At 42.5% G+C, this 13,266-nt stretch carries 10 protein-coding genes and 1 tRNA gene; 9 read left to right on the top strand and 2 right to left on the bottom strand.

All coding sequences use genetic code 11. From position 1 onward, the window contains the following. Position 1 precedes the first annotated feature (1 nt). From ACH8E3_RS05695 to ACH8E3_RS05720, 6 genes are all read left to right on the top strand, one after another. The gene (locus ACH8E3_RS05695) at positions 2-844 is read left to right on the top strand and encodes a fumarylacetoacetate hydrolase family protein (RefSeq protein WP_458631650.1); all 843 of its coding nucleotides are present in this window, start codon (positions 2-4) and stop codon (positions 842-844) included. Positions 845-873: 29 nt separating this feature from the next. Continuing rightward, on the top strand, positions 874-1,641 hold the full coding sequence (locus ACH8E3_RS05700; RefSeq protein ID WP_458631651.1) for an SDR family NAD(P)-dependent oxidoreductase: 768 nt from the start codon (positions 874-876) through the stop codon (positions 1,639-1,641). A 186-nt stretch (positions 1,642-1,827) separates the two neighbouring features. Continuing rightward, the gene (locus ACH8E3_RS05705) at positions 1,828-2,676 is read left to right on the top strand and encodes a class I fructose-bisphosphate aldolase (RefSeq protein WP_458631652.1); all 849 of its coding nucleotides are present in this window, start codon (positions 1,828-1,830) and stop codon (positions 2,674-2,676) included. Further along, a complete protein-coding gene (locus ACH8E3_RS05710; RefSeq protein ID WP_458631653.1) occupies positions 2,669-3,823 on the top strand; it encodes a Gfo/Idh/MocA family protein in 1,155 nt (384 codons plus the stop codon). Before ACH8E3_RS05705 ends, ACH8E3_RS05710 begins: the two co-directional genes overlap by 8 nt. A 1-nt stretch (position 3,824) precedes the next feature. Continuing rightward, on the top strand, positions 3,825-5,063 hold the full coding sequence (locus tag ACH8E3_RS05715; protein WP_458631654.1) for a carbohydrate kinase family protein: 1,239 nt from the start codon (positions 3,825-3,827) through the stop codon (positions 5,061-5,063). 33 nt (positions 5,064-5,096) lie between these two features. Continuing rightward, positions 5,097-5,185, top strand: a tRNA-Ser gene (locus ACH8E3_RS05720). Positions 5,186-5,250: 65 nt separating this feature from the next. Here the strand turns inward: ACH8E3_RS05720 and ACH8E3_RS05725 are convergent. Further along, the gene (locus ACH8E3_RS05725; protein ID WP_458631655.1) at positions 5,251-7,458 is read right to left on the bottom strand and encodes an S-layer homology domain-containing protein; all 2,208 of its coding nucleotides are present in this window, start codon (positions 7,456-7,458) and stop codon (positions 5,251-5,253) included. Between the two features lie 175 nt (positions 7,459-7,633). On the opposite strand from ACH8E3_RS05725, the gene ACH8E3_RS05730 reads away from it, so the two are divergent. From ACH8E3_RS05730 to ACH8E3_RS05740, 3 genes are all read left to right on the top strand, one after another. Next, positions 7,634-9,613 (top strand): S-layer homology domain-containing protein, encoded by a 1,980-nt coding sequence (locus tag ACH8E3_RS05730; RefSeq protein WP_458631656.1) that lies wholly within the window; start codon positions 7,634-7,636, stop codon positions 9,611-9,613. A 46-nt stretch (positions 9,614-9,659) separates the two neighbouring features. Beyond that, a complete protein-coding gene (locus ACH8E3_RS05735; protein ID WP_458631657.1) occupies positions 9,660-9,902 on the top strand; it encodes an S-layer homology domain-containing protein in 243 nt (80 codons plus the stop codon). A gap of 257 nt (positions 9,903-10,159) precedes the next feature. After that, a complete protein-coding gene (locus ACH8E3_RS05740; protein WP_458631658.1) occupies positions 10,160-12,226 on the top strand; it encodes a catalase in 2,067 nt (688 codons plus the stop codon). Positions 12,227-12,456: 230 nt separating this feature from the next. Here ACH8E3_RS05740 and ACH8E3_RS05745 read toward each other — a convergent pair. Continuing rightward, positions 12,457-13,266 (bottom strand): hypothetical protein (locus tag ACH8E3_RS05745; protein ID WP_458631659.1); only part of this gene is annotated, 810 nt, incomplete at its 5' end.

The raw sequence follows: 13,266 nt of genomic DNA on the forward strand, positions 1-13,266 counted from the left end.
TTTGAAACTACTACAGTTTTATCATTTGCAAGATCCGTATCGTAAAGCTCGAATAGGTATATTAGAAGGTAAAGATAAGGTTGTTGCTGTGCAAACGGATGGGTCGGTCAGAGATATGATAAGACACTTCGATGTTGAATTATTAATTAAGTCTACTGACGAATATCATTTGGATGAAGTAAAACTTTTAGCACCCATCACTAATCCCGAAAAAATAATCTGTATCGGTCTGAATTATTACGATCATGTGATTGAGTCGGGGGCGCAGGTTCCTAAAGTCCCTGTACTTTTTCCGAAATATAATAACTGCCTTTCCGGACATGGAGACGAAGTAGTTATTCCAAGGGAAGTTACGCAATGTGACTATGAGGTCGAACTTGCTATCGTGATTGGGAAGACGGCCAAAAGAGTGCCGATTGAGTTAGCGATGGAACATGTTTTTGGTTACACGGTGATGAACGACTTGAGCGCTCGAGATATTCAATTGAATGAGCCCCAGTGGACTCGAGGTAAAACCATTGATGGATTTGCCCCACTCGGTCCTTGGATTGTGACGGCAGACGAGATCAAGGATCCGGGAAATCTTACGATATCATTGAAATTAAATGGGGAGACGATGCAAAATTCGAATACCAAGGAATTGATTTTTGACATTCCTCATTTAATCTCATTCCTTTCCAATACAATAACGCTGCAGCCTGGAGACATTATTAGTACAGGTACACCGCCCGGGGTAGGGATGGGAAAAAAGCCGCAGATATGGTTGAAGCCTGGTGATGTTGTCGAAGCAATGGTAGAGAACATCGGGACGATTAAAAATACATTAGTGAGTGATCCAATATAAAGTCGTCTTTAGAGGGTGAGGGGTTTGATGTGGATTGGAAGGATAAGGTCACTATTGTAACGGGTGGCGGAAGCGGAATTGGCCGCGCGGTCGTTCAGAAGTTTGCTGAAGCGGGAGCACATGTGATTGTTGTAGGTCGAACTCTGACTAAGCTACAAATAGTCGTTGCTGAAATGATTCAAAGCGGATATAGTGTGGTGCCTATGGCTGCTGACGTTTCATCGGAAGCGGATGTTTCGCGGGTGATTCAAGAAACGCTTGCCAAATACGGTCGCATCGACGTGCTGATTAATAATGCGGCGGTTTGTCCGCAAGCCCGACTAACCGATATGAGTTTGGATGAATGGAATGCTGTAATTAACAACAATTTAACATCTGTCTTTTTATTGTGCAGAGGTGTTATTCCATCCATGTTGGAACAAGGCGGAGGCGTAATTGTGAATGTCAGTTCTGTTCATGCATTAGCCACTCTCGACGGTTACTCCGCATATGCAGCATCCAAAACTGGAATTATAGGATTAACGCGAGCCATTGCACTTGATTTCGCCAAACAAAATATACGTGCCAACACCGTATTGCCAGGCGCTGTTCAAACGCCTATGTTGGAAAGCAGCATGAAGAATTTATCAACACCTTATGAAGAAATTATGGAAGAATGGAATGGTTCTCAGCCAATCGGCCGAGTAGGGAAACCGGAAGAAATAGCTGCGGTCGTGATGTTTGCTGCCAATTCTGAGAATTCATTCATGACGGGTGCAACATTAGTTGCTGATGGTGGTATGACTGCGGAGTTATAAATGATACGACATTAATATATATTAAAAGTTTTCTGATTACTTTTTGAAATAGTTTAGCAGGTATTCTCTGGATAATCATCATATAACCTCAACTCTGGATGTTCTTGTAATTATTAGGCGGTGACCAATATATATCAAAGTTGTAAAAGCAAATGTTGAAAAATAATATTATGAGGTGATCATTTTATGTCAGTATTAGCTAGATTAAACCGTATGTTTGCCAAGGATGGGAAATGTTTTGATGTTGCGATTGATCATGGGTTCTTTAATGAATATTCCTTCCTCGCGGGAATTGAAAATATGCAAGAAGCGATTTCAACAGTAGTTGAAGCCAATCCGGACTGTATACAATTGAGTGCAGGACAAGCGCGCCTTTATAATAAAATACCTGGTAAAGGAAAGCCAGGACTTGTTCTTCGCACAGATGTTGCGAATATATATGCTTCTAAACTGCCGCGTTTCTTATTTAGTGAACTCATTGAAGATGCAGTATTACAAGCTGTTCGTCTGGATGCTGTTGCGGTATGTGTGAATTTGTTGTTAATACCTAATCAACCTGAATTGCATCATCAATGTGTGCAAAATATTTCTAAATTAAAAATAGAATGTGAAAAATACGGCATGCCTTTAATGGTAGAACCGCTTGTAATGCTACCTAACGATGTAAAGGGAGGCTATATGGTGGATGGAGACATTCAAAAAATTATGCCACTTGTTCGCCAAGGTGTAGAATTGGGTGCAGATATCATTAAAGCAGATCCTTGCGATGATGTTACGCAATATCATCGTGTGATTGAAATAGCTGGCGGTGTCCCTGTCCTTGTACGAGGCGGGGGTCGTGCAAGCGATGAAGAAATTATTGATCGTACTGTTGAGTTAATGAAGCAAGGAGCAGCCGGTATTGTATACGGTCGCAATGTCGTTCAGCATCCTAATCCAGGAGGAATGACATCCGCATTAATGTCCATTGTTCATCAAGATGCTACTTCTTCAAAAGCACTTTCGATATTGAAAGGAAGTATGAGAGATGAGTAAGCAGATTCGATTTGGAGTAATCGGTTGCGGATTGATGGGGAAGGAATTTGCCAGCGCAGCAGCTAGATGGTGTCATCTTACGAATATTGAAGCTGCACCGGTCATTACAGCTGTTTGCGATGAGAATCCTGCAGCGACGGAGTGGTTTGTAAATAATATAACGAGTGTCAAACGGAGTTATAAAGACTATAAGGAGCTTCTTAAGGATCCTGAGGTCGATGCTGTTTATTGTGCAGTTCCACATCATCTGCATGAGCAGATTTACATTGATATCATTGAAGCGGGGAAACATTTGCTAGGCGAAAAACCATTCGGTATTGATCAAAAAGCGAATTCCGCTATATTAGCAGCTGTAGACCGCAATCCAGAAGTGCTCGTTCGTTGTTCTTCCGAATTCCCATTTTTCCCAGGTGCTTATCAGCTTGGAAAGTGGGTGCGCGAGGGACGTTTTGGGAAAATCATAGAGGTGGAGGCAGGGTTTTGGCATTCTAGTGATCTAGATCCAAACAAACCAATTAACTGGAAAAGAAAAGAAGCAACCAATGGTGAATACGGTTGTATGGGTGATTTAGGGATGCATGTACTCCACCTACCATTACGTTTTGGTTGGAAGCCCAATAATGTGCGTGCTCTATTGTCTAAAATTGTTAATGAAAGACCGGATCAGACAGGAAAGATGGTACCTTGCGAAACATGGGATAACGCTATATTGGCTTGTGAAGTCAATGATCCTGAAATGGGTACATTCCCAATGGTTCTATCAACGAAAAGAATTGCTCCAGGTCATGCGAATACTTGGTTTTTGCGCATTCATGGGACGAAGTTCTCCGCAGAATTTAACACGAAAAATCCGAAGCGAATTACTTCGCTTCCCTATACTCCTGGGGCACATCAAGCATGGCATGTCATGGATGCATTACATGATACTGCATACGGAAGTATTACGGGTGGAATATTTGAGTTTGGGTTTTCGGATTCGATTCTTCAAATGTGGGCTGCATTTTGTGATGAATTGGCTAGTGGCTCCAGTAAACAGCCTTTACATTGTGCAACACCGCATGAGACTGCCCAAAGCCACGCTTTGTTTACTGCTGCATTGGAGTCAGCCAAAACGAGCAATACCGTGAGAATTACTTGGGGGGATTGATATGGCAAACAACTATGCGGATGTAGTTGTAGCAGGTCACATCTGTCTGGATATCATACCATCGTTTCAAAAGAAAATTGATGGGGGAATGGATAAGTTATTTGCTCCGGGCACGTTGCTAGAAGTTGGTCCTGCGATGGGGGCTACGGGTGGAACGGTTGCTAACACGGGAATTGCACTTCATCGTTTAGGTAATTCGGTACGTTTGATGGGAAAGGTGGGGAATGATCCTTTCGGACAGATGATTCTGCAACAACTGCAATTATCAGGAGTAGAACTTGCTTCTGGGATGATTGTTATAGAAGGAGAGCATAGCTCTTACACGATTGTAATCAGTCCGCCTGAAACAGATCGCATCTTTTTTCATCATACGGGTACGAATGATACTTTTGACAGTAATGACGTGTCTATTGAGGGACTTGAAGGAGCACGATTATTTCATTTTGGCTATCCGCCATTAATGCGCAGGATGTATGAGCAGGAAGGTGAACAGCTGCTTAAGCTTCTACAAAAGGTGAAGCGTGCTGGTTTGACAACTTCGCTCGATATGGCAAAGCCCGACCGGGATTCCGATGCAGGTCATGCCAATTGGCCATTGATTTTAAGTCGTGTATTACCTTATACGGATCTGTTTTTACCAAGCTTAGAGGAAATTTTATATATGTTAGATCGTGCTAAATATGACGAGCTTGAAGAAATGCACGGCAACAATATATTGGATGCAATTGACGACGTAATACTGGAGAACATTTCAAATCAGTTACTTGATTACGGCGCGGCTATTGTTGCAATTAAACTTGGGCAACACGGATTATATTTACGAACGACTGGGGATGAAGCTCGACTGAAAGCAATGGGGGCCTGTGCTCCGCGTTCAGTTAGTTGGCTAAATCGTGAAATACTAACCCCTTGCTTTAAAGTTAACGTCTTAGGCACAACAGGTGCGGGTGATTGCACGATTGCTGGAATTTTGACTACCCTATTGCAAGGCAGAGAGCCACATGAAGTTTTACTAGGAGCTATAGGAGTGGGGGCTTGTAATGTAGAGCGTTCTGATGCCACGAGCGGTATACCAACATGGCAAGAGGTTGAAGAACGCATTGCCCAAGGTTGGACGTTTCGCCCGCAACTGCTTCAGCTTCTCAATTGGTCGTTGGATGAGCAATTGAACATATGGAGAAGCCCTCGTGACCAGCTTATGTTAAAGAAAGAATGCAGGATTTCGAATGAAACGAAGTGAAACAAAAGTAACTTATCCAGTTTGGAATGGATAGGAGACGTAATGAGCAAGGTTTAATTCGGGATATTACGAATTTGGGTGCAGTTTATTATCGGCTAGGGGTTCGACTCCCCTCATCTTCACAATATAAATCCACAACCGCAAGAGGTTGTGGATTTTTGTCTAGTTAAGGTAATTAGCTATCCGTTTATAGATTGAATCTATCCATAAAACGTTGGAAAATAGTTGCTGCCTCAGCACGAGTGGCCGATCCGGCAGGATCCAGCAAATGGTTACTTTTACCTGACAGCAGATTTTGGCTTACCGACCAATTCATAGCATCAGTTGCCCAAGACGAGAGCAAATTTGCATCTGAAAAATTCAATTTCTCATTGTTAAAAGTAGTATCTAAGTTCATTACCTTGGCATAATTGTAGAGTATTTGCGCAAGCTGCTCACGAGAAATAGATTGTTCCGGTGCAAAATGAGCCGCATCCATACCCTTAACTACGCCGATACTGCTTGACCAAGATACTGCATCGTTGTAATAAGCTTTTTCATTAACATCTTTGAAATCATGTGAAGCTGTCTCAGCTTCGTCTGCTAAGCGGTGCAGGATGGAAACGAACATTCCACGGGTCAGCGTGTGATCAGGGCTGAACATTGAATTCGAAGTCCCGAAGAACAGCTTATGATTCAACACATAGTTAATGGATGAAGAAGCCCAGTGGTTCTCAATATCATTGAAAGAAGAAGAAGGTTCAATAGCCTCTTGTTCATTAACATCCTCAGCTACATCTATAAAAATGGGGTTGGAATAAAACCACAAGTTTGTATAGTTACGGTCATTAATTTTATTGATACGGTCCTCGTTATTCTCTATCTCTCCAAACCATTGATCTTTTAAAGGCTCGCCATTACTTATGTAGCCTTCAACATTTTCCCCGAGGTTGGTACCGCGCAGGCGATAATATCGATCTGAATCAGCAGGCACATTGAATGAGACTGTATAATAGCCTGCCTCATCTGGTATTCCCCAATCATCCTCAGTAAAACGCTCAATGACTTGGGTTGTCTCATTGGTTGTATTGCTGGCATAGTCACTTTCATCGATTTTACCTGTTATTTCACCAGAGATCAGATCGATATGATCAACTTTAACATTGTTAGTTACAGATGATTCATGATTGGTAATCGGTGCGTAGTTGTTGTGCTCAGGGCTCTTGAATCGAATAGAAATGGTTGTCATATCACCTTCAGACACGACTAATTCTTCGCCCATCTCAGCTGTCCTGTCGTTCCCGGTTACATTAAAATCAAGCGCGTTAATGAGGTCTCCATATACGGCATAGGATTTCCCGGAACGCATACCTTCTACGACATCGTTGAAGGTATCACCTTCAACCCATGTATAGTTTCTAGAGTATTCGCTAGGCCAGTAGCCGCTAGAATACTTTCCATTGGTACTTACTTTGAAATGGAAGTCAGAATTTGTGAAGTTCCAGAAACGGCGGCCTTCTCCAAGTAATGCGTCCCATATACCGCCGACATCTGCGATCATTACATCAGCCCCGCCATAAATGTCAGTGACTTCTGCTCTGTTCTTTCCGGCAGCCATTTGATTACCAGGCATCCCTTCCATGCCGAATACAATTTGAGGAGCAATGTCGTTCATCTTCCGAAGGTCTTCGATTGTAACCACTCCGCTGCGCTCACCATTATGTCTAGATGGATGATTTGGCAATACGAAGCTTTTCGGATAATTAGTGTTCAGCCACTCGATGGCTTCAAACGTTTTACCTTTATGGGGCTTTAGCTCATCCTTCGACGGTCTTGGTCCCCATTGTTCAGCTTCGTCTGAAGTAAACATATCTTCTGTGGTATCGTAGCTGTACAAATATTCGAATTGGTGAATAGCGTCTATTGGAACTTCTTTACTATTCGAATCCATAATAGCGACAGAACCATGGTCCAATCCCATCATGTCCCATTCAAAGCCGGAATAAATAATTTTATTGGTATAATTGCCAGTAGATTGGAGTTCAGAAATTCTCTCCTGCTGAGCTTGAATAGCTTCCCAGCGTGCGGTATTCATCTCATTACCCTCAGGATCCCGCGGCGAATTGCGAAGGTGGTCAGTCAGTACTAGAAAATCAAAGGGTTGTCCATAGGTTAAGGATGCCTTAGCTTCAGGGGACAAGCTGTCTAAATTATGCCGAAATGCGCCGTTAAGCACATTTTCCAGCTTCATAAAAGATTCTGAAGCATCATTGGATTGTACCGTGTGAGTATGATACTCACCTGTCATCCATTTTCCAAAGGACGTTGTATCTGCTGCAGATGAAATTACTATATTCTGCGTTAGCAGAAATGCAGCTAGGGAGGTAACAATAAGGGATTTTACTTTGTAATTCATAAATGTGTAGTCTCTCCTTTGAATGTAATGGTGCAACTTTTATAGCATAATGGTTAATTGTTAATTGCGTTCGTATGTATTATTAGTTATTTGTAAATTATAGAAGCTAAATTATCCAATCTAATAAATCCGCAAGAAAATATTGTGTCGAATCATGAAACATTGAGAATTTAAAGTGACCGATACTAATGGCTTCAAGAATGCACAAGCAACAGCCGGTGGCATCGATACGATCAACGCCGTCAAATTTGGGGAGGATGCAGATGGATTATTACTATCAGGCGTGCTTTCCCTAGGAACACTTCCGGATTACACGGTGGCCGATTCCGTAAGCGCTTATGTCCCAAGTGGCCCAGGTTACGGTGTTCAAGATCTTATTCTGGGAACCACCTACACCACAGATACGGAGACCGTGGGAACGATTAAACCGACATCACCTGCGGATACAGGAGATGCGATTCCGGTCCATGTGTCTAAAAGCGTAAGTGACATGTACAGTCTAAGCGCGAATTATCAAAACGGGTTTAAAGCTAGCAACATTATCTATAACCCGGAGGAGATTATTCCTGGATTCGACTTGCCTGTTCAATTCAATGTGGTGAATCAAGGAATGAGTAAGATTCAATCTATAGATATTGAATTGGATGGTCAGAAGACGAATTACGACAAGCTGGCACAACTCCCAAATGAAACGAAGGCATACATCGCGACATATACGGTTCCCGCGTCGATCCAGAATATACCTTATGATGTCACCGTTCATTTTGCAGATGGAAGCCAATTGTCAATTTCAGGAATGGTAACGTTAGATATTCCTGATGTCGGCATATCTGAGGTACTCGTGATGAAGGAAGAAGATGGGCAGCGTAGACTTTCGATTCCGATCTATAATAAATCCGAATCGGTATTGGCTGGAAAAGGAAGGATCGTTAAATTTGGTCTGTATAAGGACGGGGTATTTGATGCAGATCACCTAATCGGGCAAGTATGGGATATCTCTGATAATGCTTCGTTACAGCTTATGGATCAAGGAGGATATACGAATACCGTTGATTTTGATGTAAAGAGCTACTTGCAGACACTGAATAAGGAAGAGATTCCTCCTGCTGGATTGAATGTATTTGTCCATGCTTGGGTAGTGGATGCTCAAGGAAAAGAGATCAAGGAATTTGATTCTTCCAATAATAGCGTTAAAGTTACCGTTACGATGCAGAATACGAATATTCTAGCGGTTGCCTCCAATCAGGATGCGACAGTAACCTTAACCGATATGTCTGGTAAGACTTTATCGACGGGGGCCGGATTTATTTCCTTCCGTCAAGCCTTGGAACGTTCTCAGGCAGGTACGTTTCATCGTTTCAAGATTACCGTTAAGCCTGCTCGTCAGACCGGAAAAACGATGACTTACACGTTGGATGTAACCAATATACAGACCAACAGACCAGAACTTGCGCTCCAGACGAAAGGGAGCAAGCAGGACGAGAAGAAATATACAGGTGACGTTGAAGTTGCGCTGACTGCATATCAGGTGGATGGATTTGACCTTGTGCAAGCGCTGTTCAAGGTAAATGATGAAGATTGGGAAACGGTACCTTACAACGGAACGAGTGAAAAACGTTTAGCAACGTTGTCAGATGCAGGAATCTATAAAGTATCGGCTAAGGTAAAGCTTAAGATAGGAGAAGAATACGCCTTGGATCCGATCTCTGTAGAAATTAAAAAGAAAACAACTACGAATCCAGATCCAGACGATTCATCCGATCCAAGCGAACCATCTATTCCAGATTTAATAGCTCAGAGTCTATTATTTAACCTTCAAATGATCGACTGGAATGCGACGCTGAAGAAACTGGAGTCACGCTGGAATGAGAATGCTTCGATCCGAAATAAGTATTCGGATATGATCAAGCATTGGGTAAAGGAAACCATTCATACATGGGTTCGACTGGATGTGATAAGTGAATATCCGGATAATACATTCAGACCGAATCGTTCCATTACACGAGCTGAATTCGTGACGCTGCTGACCCGATTGTTTGTTTTCCAAGATACGAATCAAAGGGCAACGGCCTTTAAGGATGTAACGAACCATTGGGCAGCAGAAGCCATTGAGACACTTGCTAAGCATGGTGTGGTGAAGGGGTTATCAAGATGACAGTTTCAAACCCGATCACACGATTACACGTGAAGAGATGATTGTCATGCTTATGCGTCTTGTGCAAGCGGAGGCATTACCTAGTCAACAGCAAGTGAACTTTAAGGATTGGCATACCGTTGGCGGATTCGCTGTAGATGCTGTACAAAAAGCTGCAGAAGCTGGGATCATTAGCGGATATCAAGGAGAACTGCGTCCTAAGGGCGAAGCTTCTCGCGCAGAGACCAGTGTGATGCTACTTCACTTGTTGGAATTGGAACCACGGATTCAATCCATTGTGAATAAGTAGCCCGCTACCGATCGCAAACAAAAACGAGTCGATTCCAATAATATGGAGACTGACTCGTTTTTTATTGTGTGATTGTATAAGATAATTGCTATTTATAGAATCAACACCAACATTTGCTGTTTTCGCGTAATCATTTACAACGCCACCATTAAACAATTCAACTCATATCTTGTTGGTGCTATGTGTCTAAACGTATACATATAGTATGGATAGGATGCTAGGAATCACTAGTTTAGAAGCGTAATGGAGGGGAAGGAATGAACGATGGATCTTCAGGTCAAATGGGAAATGTAGATAAGAATCGTAAAATGCAGCAATTAGATCAATTTAAAGTCAATAATGCAGGTAAAAAGTTGACCACGAATCAAGGATTAAAAGTTTCTAATGATGAAGATTCATTAAAGGCGGGCGTGCGTGGACCGACGCTAATGGAAGGGTTCCATCTAAAAGAGAAATTAATGCATTTTGACCGAGAACGAATTCCGGAACGGGTGGTGCATGCTAGAGGGTATGCTGCACACGGCGAGTTCGAGTTATATGAATCGATGAAGGAGTATACAACAGCAGGTTTCCTTCAAGAAGTGGGACAGAAAACACCGGTATTTACACGATTCTCTAATGTTGCGGGGAGTTCTGGTTCTGTAGATACAGCAAGGGATGTAAGAGGTTTTGCAGTGAAGTTCTACACAGAGGAAGGGAACTACGATCTCGTTGGAAACAATATTCCAGTATTTTTCATTCAGGATAGTATGAAATTTCCAGATCTTATTCATGCGGTCAAACCAGAACCTCACAATGAAATACCACAAGCCGCTTCAGCACATGATACATTCTGGGACTTCATAGCAAATAATCAAGAATCGGCACATATGGTCATGTGGCAAATGTCAGACCGGACAATTCCTAGAAGTTGGCGGATGATGGAAGGGTTCGGTGTTCACACCTTTAGGTTTGTTAACCAAGAAGGTACAGCCACATTTGTTAAGTTCCACTGGAAGCCAGTACTTGGGGTTCATTCACTTGTATGGGATGAGGCGCAGAAAATCGCGGGCAAAGATGGGGACTTTCAACGCAAAGATTTATGGGAGAACATTGAGCATGGTTATTTTGCCGAATATGAATTCGGTGTACAGATGATTCCTGAGAAAGATGAATTTATATTTGATTTTGATATTCTGGATGCAACAAAGCTTTGGCCGGAAGAGATGGTGCCTGTAAAGATAATCGGAAAAATGACCTTGAATCGAAATGTGACCAACGTTTTTGCTGAAACCGAGCAAGTCGCATTTCACCCTGGCAATCTTGTTCCGGGAATAGATTTTACCAACGATCCACTGTTACAAGGCAGGATTCTATCATATACGGATACACAACTGTATCGACTAGGCGGCCCCAACTTTGCAGAAATACCTATTAATCGTTCGATCTGTCCATTTCATAATAATCAACGTAATGGGTCTAATCGTCAGCGAATTGATGTGGGCCAAGTGAGTTATCGCAACAATTCCTTAGCTAATAATACGCCATCCACGTCAACTGCAAATGAAGGAGGATACGTCCATTACGCGGAAAAGGTTGAAGGACGTGTTATTCAAGCACGAAGCGAATCGTTTAATGATTTCTTTTCCCAAGCTCGACTCTTTTGGAATAGTATGTCGCCACCGGAAAAAGAGCATATCATTAATGCGTTTAGCTTTGAAGTTGGCAAAGTGAAAAGTGTAAGTGTTAGACAACAAGTTGTCGATATGTTTGTCCATGTGGATAAAGAGATGGCAACCATCATTGCGAAGAATGTCGGTGTTAATAAGCCAACGGGTGAACAATCAAACGTAACCAAGTCTTCACCTGCCCTCAGTCAAGAAAATACGAAACGCTTTCCATACAGTTTAAAAGTTGGAGTTATCATTGGTAATGGGTTTAATGACGAGGAAGTAAAGTCGACTATTGAGACGCTATCGAAATACGGTGTCTGGGTATATGCGATTGGTGAAAAGATCGGTATAGTGAATGGTGAGAACGGGCTAGAGATAAATGTAACGGAAACATTCTTAACAACAGCTCCGGTCTTATTTGATTCTTTGTATGTTGTTGGAGGCAAGGCATTAAATCAAGCTAAGTTTAATTCCGATAGTGTCTATTTTATCAATGAATCCTTTAAACATTATAAACCGATTAGTATTGCGTCAACAGGTAACTCCCTATTTAAAGCTTCTAACGCAAAAGAGGGAGCGGGTATTATAATGGCTAGCAATAACCCGCAGTCTATCGATGAATATGTAAAGGCAATAACGCAGCAACGATTTTGGAATAGGCAAATTTACTAATTATATATTTAAAAACGCGCAACTCTTCATTATTAGAGTGGCGCGTTTTTGTTTGTTTATCGAATCCATGCCCTGCTTGTGCTTCAAGTCATAAAACAACCGTTAAATCTTTATCGGCTTTATCAAGTAGTGTTGTGGCAAATTTATATGGATTATCTACTGTACATTAGCATATTGGTTGCTATTTATTATGTTAACTAGAATCAATAGATTAAAATGCTGCAGGCTTATTAAAAAGGAGTATAAGATAGACTTGCGCTAAATGAGAGTTGGGTGATATCAGCTGCTGAGGGATCCGTCGACATAAGCGTCCTTACACGAATACCAATACGATCACCCTCAGCAACTACTAATGATCCCCCAACATTTCTATTTGTTGCGGTACGGAAACCGGATGGGACACCAGGTGTAATGACTGTATTCGGAAATCCGAATCTTACCGAACTAGTAAGCAGAGTTGTCACGTAAGGTGAAGAACTATGATCAATTCCATTATTAGGAACCGACGGTGCGAGGAATACTGTAAAATCATATTGAAGACCGAGAGTATTTATAGAAACCACAGAAGCTACCAATAGATCTACACTTATTTGTAAATCTTGAATTGTACCCGCTAAGGCAATTGGGAAAGCAAAACCACCTGCTTCGGGAGGCATAGTTGATTCTCCAGAACCGTCAATAACTTCAACCGTGTGATTACCAAAACCCATTAAAATTGGAGCAGCTGAAACTACTGTAGCACCACTAAGGATAATACCTGTTGAAAATGGGATTAACCCTCCAGTTCCAGTCGCGCCAGTAGCTCCAGCTGGCCCTTGTGTTCCGGTAGCGCCAGTAACTCCAGCTGCCCCAGCCGGACCTAGTGCTCCAGTCGCGCCAGTAACTCCAGCTGCCCCAGCCGGCCCTTGTGTTCCGGTAGCGCCAGTAACTCCAGCTGCCCCAGCCGGCCCTTGTGTTCCGGTCGCGCCAGTAACTCCAGCTGCCCCAGCCGGCCCTTGTGTTCCGGTAGCGCCAGTGGCTCCAGCTGCCCCAGCCGGCCC

The sequence above is a fragment of the Paenibacillus sp. CMAA1364 genome (assembly GCF_054373195.1).